This is a genomic window from Bradyrhizobium hereditatis (genome assembly GCF_020329435.1).
In the GTDB taxonomy this organism is placed as follows: Bacteria; Pseudomonadota; Alphaproteobacteria; order Rhizobiales; family Xanthobacteraceae; genus Bradyrhizobium; species Bradyrhizobium hereditatis.
Genome location: NZ_JAGKJK010000010.1, coordinates 221,591 through 238,039 on the forward strand (window position 1 = coordinate 221,591; position 16,449 = coordinate 238,039).

The following is a 16,449-nucleotide window of genomic DNA, read 5'->3' on the forward strand; positions in this document are numbered from 1 at the left end:
CTTCCTACTTGTCCGTCAGCAGCCGCCGCGCTGGATTGCCGGCATATGTTCCTGGCGTCGTGATATCCTTGGTCACGACAGAACCAGCCCCGATGACGACGTCATCGATGATCCTGACTGGCATGATCGTGGCGTTGGAACCGATCGAGACGCGGTTACCGATCAAGGTCTCGCGCCATAGTTCCCTGTTGCCGCGGGCCGGCCCGCCGGTCGAAAACGTGTCGTTCACGAACATCACGCCATGACCGACAAAGCAGTCTTCCCCGATCGTCACCAGCTCGCAAACGAAGGAATGGGACTGCACGCGCGTGCGGGCACCGATCACGACACCCTTCTGTATTTCAGTGAACGGCCCGACAAAGCAGTCGTCACCGATCTTGCAACCGTAGAGGTTGCACGGCTCGACGATCTTGACGCGCGCGCCGAATTCGACGTCGCGCACGCCGGCCTGATGGATGTCCGGCCGGTTCACGAGACGACACCAAGCCGGCCCAGACGCGGAGTGAAGCGAAGCGGCACTTCGGCGCCTGTCTCGATCGATTCGTAGAGCGCCGAAATCAGCTCCAGGCTCTTGCGGCCTTCGAGGCCATCGACGAGCGCCGAGCGCTGATTCACCAGGCAGTCGACCACATGCTGGTAATAGGCCTGATGGCCAAAGCCGTAGACGTTCGGCGGATTGACGGAAAACTTTTCGATCACGTCCTTATCGGACGGAAGCTCCTCGACAAAGCGCCAGTGCCGGATCTGGTTGACGGCAAAGCCCGCAATTTCGACCGTTCCCTTCTCACCGAGAATCGAAAGCGAGCCTTCGAGATCGGTCGGCCGCACAGCCGTCGTCGCCTCGATGATGCCGAGCGCACCGCTGCGGAACTTCAACGTGGCTATTGCCGTGTCTTCGGCCTCGATTTTCGCCAGTGCCGTCACGGCGCGGGCATGAGCGCTGACGACGTCGCCGAAGAACCATTCCAACATATCGATGTGATGGCTGGCCTGATTCGAGAGCACGCCGCCGTCATAGGCCCAGGTGCCGCGCCAGGCATCCTGATCGTAATAGGCCTGATCGCGGCACCAGCGGACGCGAACCGTGCCGAGAATCAGGCGACCGAAGCGGCCGGTCTCCAAGGCCTCGCGCGCCTTTACGACGGGAACATTGAAGCGGTTCTGCTTGACGACGAACAGCTTAACGCCGGCCTCGTCGCAGGCCCGGACCATGTCGTCGGCATCCTGCAGCCGCAGCGCCATCGGCTTCTCGACGACGACATGCTTTCCGGCCTTCGCGCAGGCAATGACATGGGCAGGATGCATCCCGCTCGGCGTCAACACCGCCACTACGTCGATGTCCTTGCGGGCAAGAAGGTCCTCGATGTCATAGCAGGCGGGAACCCCGAACTTCGTTGCGATGGCGTCGGCGCGCGCGCGAACCGGGTCGCAGACCGCCGCCAGCGCAGCTCCTTCGATATGACGGCCGCCCAGCAGGTCTGAGTGGCGCTTTGCAATGCGCCCACATCCGAGCAAGCCAAATCTGATCATCATGCGTCCCTGTACCGACAGCTGGATCCAATGGAGAGCTAATACCACATACGCAATTCTGGACAGCCCGCGATTTAGGTCACTAGTCTCTTCCCGTGGACTCTGGGCGACTGATACGATTTAGCCGGCTCCGGTTCAATAATGCCTCATTGACTGCGAAATCCAGTCAATTCGCCTACCTTAACGTGCCGAACCTGGACACTGCCCACCATAGGCCAAAACTTCCGAGCGACGAATCTCGGCAACAGCCCACTTAGGGTGAGACGAATTCAACCTTAAGTCGAAGTGGAAAGGCCCAGCACCTTACCATGGGCCACCTAGATATGATAAGGGTTTGCGCCTTCTTGGATTTGCGGTCGGCGATCATCCATTGTTGTCGCGCGAGTCGGGCGGGCTGACAAACGTCAGGTCATGGGCGATCACCCGGAACCGAAAACATTGGCGTCCGCGCAACACCACCTGTTCGCCTGCGACCTTTGGCTCTAGAGACGCGGTTGCCGGATATGCGAACGCAACAGCCGCTTATCAAGGATTGGAAAGCTTACCCGAGCAAGGCAAATGCCCACACTAAACCTCTTTCGAGAGCGCCAGACTTTGATACTTCTGAACTGGATACTGATCGCGGTATCCTGTGTCTCTCTTGTATATGTTTCCCAATATTACCAGGACTATCACATCTACTTTCGTAGTGCGAACGTGGCCGGCGCCATCGTTCTGATGGCCACGTTTGCCCTCGTTTCACTGCTTTTTGCCTACGCCGACAATAGCTTCGGCTATATTGTCGGCTTTTATTCTTACCTGATGATCGCTGGGTATCTCTGGCTCAATCACTTTTCGGAGCTGGTCTACAATCATCGGCTGGCCGCACTTTCCGCTGCGGCCTCGGCGATCGCGTTCTTGCTGCCCGCACTATTCATCTCGTCACCCGTTCGCCAAATCTACGTCTTGTCGCGGTCGGCATTGGATCGCCTGCTTACGGCCATACTGTTGGTCGGTTGTGCGACTGTCCTCGTCGGTGCCAGCTACACTTTCAAATTCGTCGGTATTGCGGATATCTACAATTACCGCTCCGAGCTTGGACTACCGGTAACTTTAAACTACGTTATCGGGGTAGCATCCAACGCGCTGCTGCCGTTTGCATTCGCCTGTTTCGCAGGGCGTCGAGATATCTGGCGTGCCGGCGCTGTTCTGTTTCTGCTTCTGCTGTTCTATCCGATCACCCTGAGTAAGCTGGCCCTTTTTACGCCGTTTTGGCTGGTGGTGATGTTCGTGATGTCAAGGTATCTCGACTTCAAGTTTGCCGTGACCGTTTCGCTGCTTGTGCCAATATCTGTCGGATTGCTGCTCATCATCCTGTTTCAAAAGGAAATCCTGCCATATGGCGTGACCGTCCCCTATTTTGGGCTGGTGAATTTCAGGATGATCGCAATTCCCTCGTTGGCTATGGAGTATTACAACAATTTCTTTTCCAATCATCCACTAACGTACTTTTGCCAGATACGTTTACTCAAGCCCCTTGTCGCGTGCCCTTATCAGGAGCAATTGGCAAACGTTATTTACAATGCTTTTGGCATTGGCGGACAATTCAATGCATCATTGTTTGCCACGGAGGGAATCGCCTCTGTAGGATCCTTCTTCGCACCGGTTACCGCCTTTGTAGCGGGACTCGTGATGGCGCTCGCCAATCGACTTTCTGCCGGTTTGCAGCCTCCGTTCATTCTGATCTCGAGCGCCGTTATCGTGCAGGCGCTACTCAACGTGCCCTTGACAACAGTGGTGCTCAGCCATGGCTTCGCCGTCCTTCTTCTTCTCTGGTACATCACGCCACGAGATCTACTCGGTTTGGCAGTGAGCAAGCCGAAGACCTAATTTTGTCAACCTCCGTCCGGCAGTATCGCGCGAAGCTTTGGCGCCCCGGGGGCCAGCGAAAGGCGCGTTATCTTCCGGAAGGAAGCATTGCAACTCGCAGTGTGCGTGCAAAATCAGCCGCGAAGGCAGCCACGCGATCGTCTTGCTGCGGAACCTGATTTCGGATGATCGAAACTCCGGAATTATTTGAGACCCGCACAAGGTGATCCGCCAGCGCTGCCGGATCCTCTGTCCCAAAGTAACTCGCAGTACCGCCGGTCTGTTCGCGGTGCACGTCCAGGTCGGACAGTATCATCGGCACGCCGAACGATTTCGCTTCTTCGACCGTCGTGCTCCATCCCTCCGATCGGGACGGGTTTATCAGCGCGGTGCATGCCCTCAGCAACGCATAAACATGCGATAGCGGAATCATCCCAAGATGGCGGAAGCGAGTTTCGAGCCCGAGGCTTCGGACCCGCGCCATGACTTGCTCGAAATGGCCTCGCTCCCGCCGATCTTCGGTGCTGCCCGAGGCACACACGACGGCATCGAACCCGCGCTGCGCGAGGATAGCCAGCGCATCCACGACCACTTGGTGATTCTTGTGCGTGTAGAACTGATTTGGCAGATAGAAGTATCTTTCGGGCAACTGGTACTGCGCAACGATCTCCGCCGGATTCTCGGTCAGGAACGCCGGCGATGGCGCGGTGGCAAAACGAACGACGCAGACCTCGTTCTTCGCTCCGGGATAGAACTTCCGGAAGTCGCGATGCGAGCTCTCGCTGCTCAGCATGACGGTGCGCCCGGATGCGATCTGCATCCGGAAACCGGCTTCGCGGCGCCACCGCGCTGCTGCCGGGAACAGCTGAGGTAGTCGTCGATGCTGAAAGTCAGGAAACCACGCCACCGCTGGATAGGGCAAGCGCCAGCCGAAGAAGCGGGCAGCTTCGAAGACGGCATCGATTCGATGCGACCGGAACTCTGCCGCCGCACCCCTGTCCAGGCCGAGCGTTAGCGCAGCAACCAAACCGGCGCGGCCCGCGAACGCCGCTGATTGCACCACCTCCACGCCTGGAATTGCGGCAAGCGGCGCAAGATCGGCGTCATCGTCACTTGTACCTGCAAACAGGACGGGAGCGAACTCACCTGGGCGAAACTCGTTCAGGGCCGCAAACAGATTGCTTTGATAGTTGTAGCCACCCGCCCAGAGCCGGCGCGGAATGTGGGTAAAGGCGAGACGTAGTGGCGCACCGGGACTCACCGGATCTGATCCTTGAACCAGGAAACATAATCGGCAAGGCCCTGTTCGACGGGGATCTTCCAGTCGAAGGGCAGCGTATGGCGCATCGCGTCGTCCGAAAGCAGACTTGTCGGGTCGCCGGCACGGACGACGCCTGAATACTGCACGGAGACGGTTCCGCCCCAGCATTCTGCAATTCTTGCGGCAACCCGCGCCACGGTCGTCCCGAGCCCGGAGCCGGCGTTGATCACCTGAAAGGCCTCCGACTGCGGCTTTCCGTCAATCGCGGTCAACAGCCGGGCTACGTCACGAACATCCGTCCAGTCCCGCACCTCCGCGCCTGTGCCCCCCAGCATCAGATTCCTTTCGCCCGCCTGCAGGCGGCAGCAGATGTCCCATGGCAGTTGCTTGCGCAAGTTCTGTCCATAGACCGAGAACAGCCGTACAACAGTGCTCCGTAAGCCAAAGGTGACGGCGTAGCTTCGGCACAGTTGCTCCATCATCAGCTTGTGCTGGCCGTAGGGCGACATCGGAAGCGTTACGGCGTCCACTGCAATCGCTCCCTCATGGCCGGCGCCATAGACTGCCGCGCTCGACGCGGCGATAACGCGACAATCCCTGGCGGTGCCGCGCAGCCACTCCAGCAATCGCGCCGTGCTCTCGACAGTACGGGAAAAGTCCTCGAACGGCTGTGCGATCGACAGCCCAACCGACGAGCCACCGGCCAGATGGAAAATCGTCGATGGCAGTCCGGAGTGCGCCGCAAGCGCATTGAGATTGGCCGCATCAATCTCGCCGTTCAGCCAATGCACAAGGCCGAGGCGATGCCTTTCGGCATCGCTGATCGCTCCGTGGCCGATGCCGTGAACGCGATAGCCTCGGTCAGCCAGCACCCTGACGAGATGCCGACCGATGAAGCCGTTGGCGCCGGTAACCCACGCGTTCATGCTTGTGCCTTGTGACAGACGAATGAGTAAAGCCGGCCGGGCCGGTGGTCAAAGCGACCTGCCAACGAAAGCAGCAGTCTGAAAACGCCGTTGGAAGCGAACACCGCGCGCCAGACCGGCTTGACCGGAATTCTGGCCGATAATCTCTCAACGATGGCCGTCCGCAGCGTTTCGATCGTATAGGGAAACAGATTGATCGGACTTTTCAGTGGGGCGAGGACCTCGATCGCGGTAAATCCCGCGCCCCTTAAGGCGCCGACATACCGATCAAGAACAAACGCGTGTTCACCACCATAGCGGTGATGCAGGGGATGTTGATCGAGAAATGTCTCGAGGTCGGCTTCCTTGCTGAGGACATGCTCGCGTGCGGCGATCAGCATGCCACCGGGGCGAAGCACGCGAAACATTTCCCGGCAAGCGCCGTCGAGATCGCGCATATGGTGCAGGACAGCCCGCGCGAACACGACATCAAACGTACCGTCATCGAACGGAAGGCGCTCGGAAAATTCTTCGACCACCTCGATCGGCAGGCGGGCCTCGGCCGCGAGTCCCCGAATTGCCGCCGCACCAACCACCGCACTGGGATCGGGCTCAAGGGCGGTAACCGCAAATCCACTTCGCGCCAGCGCATAGCTCGCGATTCCGCGTCCCGCCCCGACATCGAGCGCCCTGCCGCTCCGGTGCTCCAGAAACTTCAGAACCGCCTGCCATTCGGCACTGGCGAGGTAGCGTTCGGCGGCCTTGACGAGAGGATCATCATAGAACGCGTCGAGCACGAGTTGGCGCTTGTCCGGCTGATTGCGCAGCCAGATCACGGCATCTTCCCACGTCGCTAGTTCCTGCTCATCTTTCATCAGGTGATATCTCCCTGATGAGCACAGCCGGATTTCCTGCCACGATGGAGAAAGCCGGGACATCCCGGGTAACGACAGCGCCGGCAGCCACAACACTGCCCTCACCCACCGTCACCCCGCGCAACACCATGGCGCCGGCGCCGATCCAGGCATCGTTGCCGATCCGCACCGGGCGCTCGTCAAGCGAGATGTTGCGCGGGTGTCCGCGCGTGAAGATCTGTCGGATCTGCTCGTGCCGCGCCGATGCCCGCAGCGGATGCGTCAGGTTATCGAAAATATTGGCTGAATGCGAAATCAGGACACGATCTCCGATGACGATTGACGCCGCCGACCAGATCCGCGTCCCCTCTCCAACATAGCACCACTCCCCGATCTGGATGTCTCCGCCGTGAGCGAACGTCAGCAGCTCCCCAAGGATGCGGCTGTGCTGCCCAACAACGATCTTGTCTGCATCGCCTCTGATATTCCTGATCCGCGCGCCGGAGCCGAGCACGGCATGCCGCTGCAAGCGGCAGGTCGCCCGTCCGACAAGTCGCTGGATCAGGTAATCGACGTTCATGCCGTCAACTGGAGACACGCCACGGCGCGCGAAGAAGCCGCCAGATCATCGCCCCATCCCTTGCCGGTGTGAACGTCGTACACGGTTGCATCCGCCAGCGCAGCGGCCGACTGGCGGGACCAGCCGTCGCGCGAGTAACCGAAATAGTCGATCTGGTGCGACGTCGGGCCAAACGTCTCGACGATCCTTTCAATCATCGGAAGGTCGAAGACCTGATACCACCCGAGATTGTCCCGCTTACCAAATGGCACCGAGATGAAGCAATTGCCGCCAGGCTTGAGGATGCGTTTGAATTCCTTCACGGCGGGGACGAAACCGTCCTCGTCGGATTCCGCATCGTTCGGATCGCCGGTGTAAAGCATTGTGTTGTTCAGCCCGATGTGCTCGATCGTCGAAATGCTGGCAATCGTGTCGAAGACGTGATCGGCAAACATCGTGTTTCTGAGATCGCCGAACACGTACGAATAGCCCTCATGCCAGTAGCAGCGCTTTTCCGGCGCCAGCGTCATGATGGTGAGATCGGCGCCGCGAAGCGGCGGCCGCTGCAGGAGGAAATCGTGATTGAAGGTCGAGCCGGCATCCAGCATCTTGCCGACATTGGCGAGGCACGAGAATACCCAGGCATACTCCACCACCCTTTCGTCCATGGCGACGCCGTAGCCGCGGGGCAACTCCTTGCCGTCGCGAAGCAGGCCGCTGTCAAGGGCGGAAGCAATGATGGCGCGCTTCACGGTCTGGTAGCCGGGTCCGAAAGGCCGCGGCCGCATCTTGAAGACAGGCACGGCAGCACCGTCGAGCAACCACTTCAATCCATAAACCAGATTATCCGTACGCATTACCGACGCCCGCCCATCAAGTCCTCAATCCGGCCCCAATCCGGCCCCGCGACCCTCTAGCACGGCTAAATCCGGGCGACGAGATCGACGAAATGTTCCCACTGTGAGTCCTTGCCATAGACCTCACGAACACGAGCCCTTCCCCGCTCCGCTACGGCGGCAGATTTCGGCCAGTCTTGCAGGCATTTTGCGATCATTTCGCTGGCCTTTTCCGGCGAGTCGTAGGTTTCCATGGTAATACCTGCCTGCATTCCGTCCGGATAGGTGCCGGCGTCTGATACCAGAAGTGCGCCGCATCCCATCGCCTCGAAGCAGCGCATGTTGCCCCGATCCGTGCCGGCCATATCGATGGCGCCGTTCAGCACGATCTTCGCCGAACCGATCAGGTCATAAAGCTGCCGGCCAAATACCGGGGGCTTGGCGATCCTGGCAATCGCCTCGGGGCGTCGATGCTTCTGCAACGGCAGCCAGGCGCCGATCCTGCTCTCGGCAAGCTTGGTCAGACGAGAGGAATCGAGACAATAGACGATCTGCATCGTAGCGGCGAGACGAGCGACCTGTTCGAGCGTCTTGGCCCTGATGGTGTGGTGCCGAGAATAGCCCCCGACAAACAACACGTCGATCGGCCGATCGCCATGGCCATACTCATCCATGCTCGGGTCCAGCGCTGGAAAGAACAGCTCTGCACGGCACCCCGCGCGGCGCCACGAATCCAAGATCGAGGGAAAATTGCCGAGGACCGCGCCATATGCCGTCAGGTCGGCGTTGCCCGACGGTGCGGCACGCCAACAAAGCGTCTTTCTAACGCAGCCAGGCAGTTTGTGGACAAAAGAACTCGGATACCGCACCGGGTCCAGGTTGTAGAAAACTTCCGTTCGATGGTGCTCTATCTGGGCGAGCAAGATGGCCTCGAGCGTCGGCTTGCCCGGCATGCCGTGCTCGCTAGCCCATAGTCGCTGCAGCCGTTCGTCATCACCATTGGTGAAGAACGCGTCCTCATCACCCTGGAGCACCGGTTTCAGGAAGTGCAGCGCGCCGAAGCGGTCATCCAGGAAGATGCGAAGCCGCGCTTCGAAATGAGGGGCCTTCGCCGCAAGGCGGTTTAGGTGCGCGAGATAGGACGGATAAAGCCCGCTATTCTGAAACAAGCGCATGACTTACGCGAACCTTGCCAGCGCCCATTTCATGTTCAAATACGGCCAGATGCGACCGGCCGACTCCCAGTCCCATTGCTTTGACGAGATCAAATGATCGACCGATTTGCGCAGGCTCTCCTCGTCCACCAGTTCGGCAAACGCAGGCACTTTCTGGTCGAGCAGACCGGCGACCCACCCGGCCAGAGGTCCGTTGAGCCATTCGGGCATCGGCGAATTAAACCCCACCTTTCGCCGCCCCATGCGGATGGATTCCGGCATCAGGTTGGCCATGGCCTGTCGCGCAACAACCTTGGTGTAGCCGTTTGACGACTTGCTGGTGTCCGGCAACGCCATCGTATAGGTCACCAGACGCCAGTCCATGAAAGGCATCCGAACCTCGATACCGTGAGCCATCGACAGGCGGTCGAAGTTTCGCAGGATGGTGGGCAGCACAGTGCTGTGAAACATCCGGTACAGACGGCGGTTCATTGCGCCCCAGTCGGACGGTAGCACGTCGTCGTCGCCAACCAGCGGAAGCTCGGGTGGAATGTCGCGCAGACCGCCGCGCAAGAAATAGTGCCCCTTGCGTTTGATCATCAGCGTCCGCATCAGATCGATGCCTCGTTTCGCCAGCGATGAATTTGATGCGATTGCAGAAGCCGCATTCCGCAGCCGGAACGCTCCCGATTGTCCCTCCTGAAAATAAGCTCCCATCAACTCGTCCGCGCCATGGCCATCCAGCGACACTGTCACGTTGTGACGCCTGAGTTCTCGATAGATCAGCCAGGCTGCACTTGGAAGCCCGATATAGACATCGTCATTGTCGTCGAGGATCTGGTCGAGTTCGGTCAGCGCATCAGCGCGGCCGATCTCGAGGAATATCGGTGCAACATCGGCCCAGGCCGCGGCCTCCTCGGCCATCGGCCGCTCATCGTTGGCCGCGCCGGGAAACGTCGCAACAAAGGCGTGGCGCCACGAGGTGCTGTCGCGCGGCCCCATGCCGGCCTTTTCGTGCGCGGCCATCGTACAGATCACGGCTGATGAATCGAATCCTCCCGACAGGCAGGTCCCGATTGGAACGTCGCTACGCATTCGCAACGCGACGGCGTCCTGAAACAGCTCGCGAAAGCGCTCCACCCGTTCGGCCTCGGTCTTCGGGATCGTCGGCAAATGATCCACCGTCCGCCACCAGCGCCGGATTTCCAGTCGACCCCGGCGCAACCACATGCAGTGCCCGGCCTGCAGGCGCCGCACCTCCCGGCAAAGCGTCCGCTCGCTCCCCTCAATGCCGAAAGCATCGACCAGGAGCCGCCGTGCCACATCAACATCCAATGACACGTTGATTAGGCCGCTTCGCGCCAATGCGCGCTGCTCGGACGCAAAGACAAAGCGGTCCGGTGTCAGCGCATACAAGAGCGGCTTTATGCCGAAGCGGTCGCGCGCCAGAAACAGCTCTTCGGTCGAGGTGTCGTAAATCGCCAGCGCCCACATTCCGTTGAAGCGCGTCAGCATGCCCTCCTGCCACGCTTGCCATGCGGCAAGAATGACCTCGGTGTCCGATTGGCTGCGAAAGACCGCGCCCTGCGCCTCGAGTTCGCGCCGGAGCTCGAGAAAGTTGTAGATTTCGCCGTTGTACACGATCACATGACGGCCGTCGGCAGAAACCATCGGCTGATAGCCGCCCTCTCCGGGATCGATGATCGCCAAGCGACGGTGGCCGAACGCCAGATTGCGGTTCGCGCTGAACCAGATTCCCTCGCCGAAGGGTCCGCGATGCGCGACCAGGTTCGTCAGTCGCGAGATTTCCGCTGGTTCGACCGCGTTGCCGCGGAGATTCACGATGCCTGCAATTCCGCACATTTCCTACGGCCCCCTTATGGGAAGGAGGCGGCTGGCGATCACGTGAAGGTCCCGCCGGCTCGTCGCGCCATGGGCCCCGATCTGCGACACAGCGACCGCAACGACAAAGATGATACCAGCCGCCACGAAATAGATGCTCCCCACATACGGCCAGCTCGGCGCAGGGCCGAACCATGCATCGTGCAGGTACCATCTCAGCGCCAGCGCCGTGACGATGCCTGCCCCCAGCGGCACCAACACAAAGTGGACCAGGCGCGACCACATGCCGGCGAGACTGAAGCTCGTCCGCAGCAGGATGACGGTGGTGACCATCTGGGCGATCATGCCGAAGCACGCGCTCCAGCCCGCCGCCTGCCAGCCGAAATACGGCAACGCGACCGCGCTGGCCGCCAGCGTAGCGATGCCGGTCAACAGCGATATCAGTGCATTCGAGCGCGACCGCCCCTGCGCCAAAAGGTAGAATGCGAAAACGTTTGCGCTCGATCCGAGGATACCGGCGATCGACAGTATCACGAGTACCCGCTGGCCTTCGGCGGCCACTTCCGCACCAGTCCACAGATGAAGCAGCGGGCCGGCGACCGGAACAAGTCCGCCGATTGCGCTTGCGGCAATCACATTGAGAACCCAGGAAGATCGAAACAACAAATCCACCTTGCGATCGTCGGCCTCTGCCTGCAGCGTACTGAAGAACGGGAACAGCACTTCGCCGACTTTGAGCACGCCGATATACACCGCCTCTTCCAGCCGCTGCGCGATGGAATAGAATCCGACGAATTGCGGTTGCAACAAAGCGCCAAGCAGATATCTGTCCGCTTGCACGGTGACGACCGCGCCCGCCTGCGCCGCCAGTTGCCAGCCGCCCAGCCTGACCAAATGACCAAGCGGCCCGCGATGAAGTGCAGGCCACGCCATCCATTCGCCGGTCGCGCGACGCGACAAACCGAAGGCGAGAGCCAGGTTTGTCGCGAAACCTAACGCCTGACAGCCGAGAAATGTCGAGGCGTGCGGCCAGCGCGGTATGAGCAACAGCATCGACGCTGTCGCGATCACCGTGCCACTAATGCTGATCGTAGCAATCCGCCGATAATCCTGTCGTGCCGTGAACAATGCTAGAACAACGGCGGAAAGGCACTGACACAGCCATCCGGCGGCCGCCAGCACGAAGGCAAGGCCGAGATCGTCAGCGGACGGGCCAACGAGATGGAATCCCAGGCGCGCGAGTGGCGCTCCCGCGAGGCTGAGAATGATGGCGATCAAACTGCCGACGCCGATGGCCAACATCATCGCGGTGGCAAAGTGGCGCTGCGCTTCATCGCGCTGCGACGGCGCCAGCCGCTGTGCAAGCTCTCGGGTCGCAGACAACGCCAGCGCGTTACTGAACGCCAGCGCGGGCGCCACGCATGCCGTAACCAGGCTGGCAACCCCAAATGCCGCGACACCGAGGCGGAAAACCACGAACGGCAGAATCAGCAGGTTCAACGCCACAGCCACCGCAAAGGCGATCCCGTTCCAGGCGGAATTACTCAGCAGATCGGTCGGACTTTTTTTCAATGCCATATCATCTTCGGGCCGGCGCGACATGGATCGGTCGATCTACCAACGACCTGGGAACATGCCGTGCCACGAATGACTAGGAAGCGCACTTGCCGACAAGACCGAAGAACCGAGCCGGGAGGTCGCTAATTGCTGGACTCAACCCACCTTAACCTATCTACAGGAGCGATTAAGAGGCCGCAATGCAGCCCCTGGAAGTCATTGAAATAAACTTGCTTTATGATGCAGACGATCAAACCAGCTCTCCTTGGCTGGAAAGCCCCTGCCCCGATTTTCGTCCTGCCAGCTGGCCGTGCTTTTTTCCGCGGAATTGGGGAAAGAGCGATACGGCCTCGTGATCGCATCAAGCCCTTTGCTGCAGGTAGCGCGTACGAGGCACCAAACGGCTCAGCAGCTTCCTGTTCTCAACGAGAAGGGCTAGCTTTGAAGCGATATAGCTAATCGGCGCAAGGACGGCCGCGGCTGCGATCAGGGAGATCATCCAGCCACGATTGTGAAGCAACGGGTACAGCAAGCTGAAACTCAGCAGGAGTAGCGGATAGTGGATGACATAAAGTGTGTATGAAAATCGCGCCAATCCGCTGATTGCCTTGGGTACTGCTACACCTGAAGAAGTCGCCCAGCGAATCAGAATCGCTACCACAAGCGCAAGAAGGACGCCCACAATCACCATCATCCTCTGTGCAGATGGCGTATCGAGAGGATTCAACAGATCACTCACCAAGTGCCCCTGCCCCATGACGAACATCATTATCAAGGCGCTGACGGCCAGTGCCGTCGCCCTTGGCCAAAACTTGTCGGTGAAAAGTTGGCCCTTGACATAAATGTGCCCCAGCCAAAAGCCGCCAAGCCAGATAAGGAAAAACCAAAGAAACAAGGCGTTGCGACCATATAGCAGCATGACGCCAATGGCGGCGAGCGGGAGCAAGGTTGAAACTGACCAGCCGTTCCCAAGCCGTGCTGACAAAAATATGAGAATGTAGAACCACCATTCGTAGCTTAAGGTCCAGAGCGGCCCGTTCATGTTGATGGGCGGAGGAGCCCCGGGGACCGCCCCATAGAGCAGAAAGAATGTGCTGGGAAGCGCCGACCATTCGAGTATCGCGCGCTCTCGGGCAACGAATAATTCGCCCCCAAGCCGAAAGCTCTCCCGGCCGTGCAGATCCAGAAGCTGGATGAGCAAGTAAACTAGTATCGTGATGACAATTGCCGCAATCAGCGGCGGATAAATTCTGAGTATTCGCGCTACGGCAAACCTTGCCGTTTGAAATGACCCGTCTGCATTTCTATGACGAAGACTGCTAATGTATATCATAAACCCACTGACGATGAAAAACATTGTCACTGCGTGAGTGGCCAATAGACTCGTCAGGGTATGGCTTGGAGAACCGACCCCATAATAGGGCAAGACGAATACCTGGAATCCGTGGACGCACGCAACGATCATTGCGCTCACGCCGCGCAAAGCATCCATCAAGTTCGACGTTGCTGCATCGACCCTAACGCTACCATTACCGTTCATCTGATGAATCGCGATTGGCAAAAATAGGGCACTGACAATTCGAATGTCTGAGTTGTCGGACTGCAGAAGGCGCCGCTAACAATTGATGGGAGGCCATGTCAAACTTGATCTAGTCATTATCAACATGAGAGGCCTCGCGTTGCAAGCGCTCAAGTCTCTCCCACTCGGGCAGTCATTGCTCCGCCAAATGTACGTCCCTATGCTCTCGTCGCCCGGTGGTATGCGTTTGAATGTATCAAGCACAGCTTTAGCAGGAATCGGGTTACAATTATCGAAATAAGCGAATGCTTCTGATCAGGCTCGCCCTCTGTTTGCCGGATAACATTGAATTAGCCCATGCTCCGGGACCGGTCCATGCCCGTTGTGTTCTGGGCCGGTCAGGCTAATGCAGGATGAAAAAGCCAACGGGCAACTCGGCCACCTGAAACTTTACGTCGTCGTGCTCGAAGACGTTGATTATCGCATTCTGGTCGCCATTAGCTGGCTGAAACGACGAATCTGCCTGGACGAGCGCTTCCGGGTTTGCATAGCTGGCTGAAAATTCGGCCAGCCAGACAGAATCAGTTCCGCCCCCACCGAAATCTGCCCGGAACCGGAACGCATCATGAGCGCCTGGCGTAGTCGGGGCCACTTGCGAGACGGTGGAAGCGCCAACCGTGCCGTCGCCGTTGAGATCCTGCTGGAAGCTCGTTTCCAGCGACACAATGCCGGAGCTGCTCCCCGAAGCAGGCGCGGTGTTGGTGATGTAGTTGCCGTTGCCGTCGACGCTCCAGACGATGTAGCTGTCGGCCGTCCCGTACTTCAGCACGACTTGGTAGCCGCTCGCCGTCTGCTCCGTTCCGATCGGCGTCCAAGCGCCGAACTGGCCCACTACGACCGGCGCTCCGTAACAATACAGCTCAGGGCCGGAGTTGCCGCTGACGCTGGCGAGATAATAGTTATTGCCGACCTGGACCAGCTTGGTTGATCCGAGGGACTCGATGGCTGTTCCTGACGCGAGCGCTACTCCAATCGTGCCGTCGCCGTTGAGATCCTGCTGGAAGCTCGTTTCCAGCGACACAATGCCGGAGCTGCTCCCCGAAGCAGGCGCGGTGTTGGTGATGTAGTTGCCGTTGCCGTCGACGCTCCAGACGATGTAGCTGTCGGCCGTCCCGTACTTCAGCACGACTTGGTAGCCGCTCGCCGTCTGCTCCGTTCCGATCGGCGTCCAAGCGCCGAACTGGCCCACTACGACCGGCGCTCCGTAACAATACAGCTCAGGGCCGGAACCGCTGCTGTTGCTCTGAAGAAAGTAATAAGAGGAAACCTGGACAAGACTGGTCGATCCATGCGCCTCTATAACCGTTGGCGAGTTCGTGAAGGTCGAGCTCGCAAAGGTCCCGTCGGAGAACTGGAAATTCTCGACCCCCGTAAGGGAGTCCGCCCCGTCAGCCGATCCAGTTCGCTGATCTATCACCGTATATGTCTGATTTGAGGAGTTAAAAACGATCAGATAATTACCGCGAGAGCCTGTAAATACCGCGACGTCCGTACCAGAGCCTCCCAAAATGGAGTCATTTCCCGCACCACCAATCAGCGTATCGTTGCCGCCGCCGCCCAACAGTGTACAGCCCAGGTCGTTTGCGGTCAGCCTGTCGCTGCCGCTGCCGCCGATGGCTTTCTCGATGACCGCGCTGAGCGCGATCCCGATATTGTTGACGAGGCCGCCCACTGAGGAATACGCACCAGAACGCAAGTCGATAGTTTGCGCGCTGGAGTAGGCCGAGCAATCGAGCGTGTCGCTACCGCCGCTGTCGTAGATGGTAAGCGCCGGCGCCGACGTGTAGTTGCCGAAATTAAAGACTGGGCCGGCATTGGCGTTGAAGCCATAGACGGTATCGCCGATCCTCGTCGAGGTCGCCGCGCCATAGATCGCAGCCACCGCGTAGATATCCGCCATCTGCGGCGTAACAACGTAGCGGTAGGAGCTCCCGGAATAATTCGGTTCCGAGAAATACGACATGATCGAATATTGCCAGGTGTCGTTGGCATAAAGCGCATTGGCCGAATACGACGCGCTGCCGTTGTACGGCCCCTGATGGCCGAGGCCGAGCGCATGGCCGATTTCGTGAACGTAGGTCTGGTAGGCGTAGCTATCGATGCCGGTCTTGCCGTCATAGGCGCCGCCGTCGGTGGTGACCCAGTCGGTGCTGATGTTGATGTTCATCGAGACGATTGCGCCCGAACCGTTCCAGCTCCCGCTGGCATAGGCCTGCATCGTCCCGTTGTGGGTGAACGTGATGTTCGCCGAGCCCGTGGTCTGCACGAAGGTGATGTTGGCGACCTCGCTCCATGCCTGCAGCGCCGTCAGTGCGAGGAATTGCTCCGACGAATTCAATCCGCTGATATTATAGGTGATGGTGTTGGAGGCCCAATGGTGGGCGATCGTGCTGTTGTAGTGCCAGAAACCGTTGATGAGATAGTCGGCGAGCGTGGCGATCGAGGCCACGGGTTTCGCAGCGGTCGCGACCACCGTGGTCACGGTGTCGGCCGCCAAGGGGAAAGGATCGCCTGGATCGATCTC

General features: G+C 59.3%; 13 protein-coding genes. 1 reads left to right on the top strand and 12 read right to left on the bottom strand.

Translation table 11 applies throughout. From position 1 onward, the window contains the following. Positions 1–4: 4 nt before the first annotated feature. Complete coding sequence (locus J6524_RS23745; protein WP_225675008.1) at positions 5–472, bottom strand: acyltransferase; 468 nt, start codon at positions 470–472, stop codon at positions 5–7. Further along, entirely contained in the window at positions 469–1,533 is a 1,065-nt protein-coding gene (locus J6524_RS23750; protein WP_225675010.1) for a Gfo/Idh/MocA family protein, read from the bottom strand. Before J6524_RS23750 ends, J6524_RS23745 begins: the two co-directional genes overlap by 4 nt. Positions 1,534–2,088: 555 nt before the next feature. Between J6524_RS23750 and J6524_RS23755 the strand changes: the two genes are divergently transcribed. After that, entirely contained in the window at positions 2,089–3,399 is a 1,311-nt protein-coding gene (locus J6524_RS23755) for a hypothetical protein (RefSeq protein ID WP_225675012.1), read from the top strand. Between the two features lie 67 nt (positions 3,400–3,466). On the opposite strand, the gene J6524_RS37740 is transcribed toward J6524_RS23755, so the two are convergent. From J6524_RS37740 to J6524_RS23805, 10 genes are all read right to left on the bottom strand, one after another. Next, positions 3,467–4,639 carry a glycosyltransferase family 4 protein gene (locus J6524_RS37740; RefSeq protein WP_225675014.1) on the bottom strand — a complete coding sequence of 391 codons (1,173 nt, stop codon included), beginning with the start codon at positions 4,637–4,639 and terminating at the stop codon, positions 3,467–3,469. Then, complete coding sequence (locus tag J6524_RS23765) at positions 4,636–5,565, bottom strand: NAD-dependent epimerase/dehydratase family protein (RefSeq protein ID WP_225675015.1); 930 nt, start codon at positions 5,563–5,565, stop codon at positions 4,636–4,638. The genes J6524_RS37740 and J6524_RS23765 overlap by 4 nt, the downstream gene beginning before the upstream one ends. After that, complete coding sequence (locus J6524_RS23770; RefSeq protein WP_225675018.1) at positions 5,562–6,419, bottom strand: class I SAM-dependent methyltransferase; 858 nt, start codon at positions 6,417–6,419, stop codon at positions 5,562–5,564. The genes J6524_RS23765 and J6524_RS23770 overlap by 4 nt, the downstream gene beginning before the upstream one ends. After that, the gene (locus J6524_RS37440; protein WP_312002458.1) at positions 6,409–6,996 is read right to left on the bottom strand and encodes an acyltransferase; all 588 of its coding nucleotides are present in this window, start codon (positions 6,994–6,996) and stop codon (positions 6,409–6,411) included. Before J6524_RS37440 ends, J6524_RS23770 begins: the two co-directional genes overlap by 11 nt. Continuing rightward, on the bottom strand, positions 6,975–7,814 hold the full coding sequence (locus tag J6524_RS23780; protein WP_225675020.1) for a methyltransferase domain-containing protein: 840 nt from the start codon (positions 7,812–7,814) through the stop codon (positions 6,975–6,977). The genes J6524_RS37440 and J6524_RS23780 overlap by 22 nt, the downstream gene beginning before the upstream one ends. 65 nt (positions 7,815–7,879) lie before the next feature. Further along, complete coding sequence (locus tag J6524_RS23785) at positions 7,880–8,746, bottom strand: glycosyltransferase family protein (RefSeq protein WP_225675022.1); 867 nt, start codon at positions 8,744–8,746, stop codon at positions 7,880–7,882. Positions 8,747–8,971: 225 nt separating this feature from the next. Continuing rightward, entirely contained in the window at positions 8,972–10,810 is a 1,839-nt protein-coding gene (asnB, locus tag J6524_RS23790; protein ID WP_225675025.1) for an asparagine synthase (glutamine-hydrolyzing), read from the bottom strand. A gap of 3 nt (positions 10,811–10,813) precedes the next feature. Further along, positions 10,814–12,367 (bottom strand): lipopolysaccharide biosynthesis protein, encoded by a 1,554-nt coding sequence (locus J6524_RS23795; RefSeq protein WP_225675027.1) that lies wholly within the window; start codon positions 12,365–12,367, stop codon positions 10,814–10,816. Positions 12,368–12,707: 340 nt separating this feature from the next. Continuing rightward, positions 12,708–13,886 (bottom strand): acyltransferase family protein, encoded by a 1,179-nt coding sequence (locus J6524_RS23800; protein WP_312002459.1) that lies wholly within the window; start codon positions 13,884–13,886, stop codon positions 12,708–12,710. A gap of 382 nt (positions 13,887–14,268) precedes the next feature. After that, positions 14,269–16,422, bottom strand: coding sequence for a M10 family metallopeptidase C-terminal domain-containing protein (locus tag J6524_RS23805; RefSeq protein ID WP_225675029.1), 2,154 nt, complete (start codon positions 16,420–16,422; stop codon positions 14,269–14,271). Positions 16,423–16,449 lie beyond the last annotated feature (27 nt).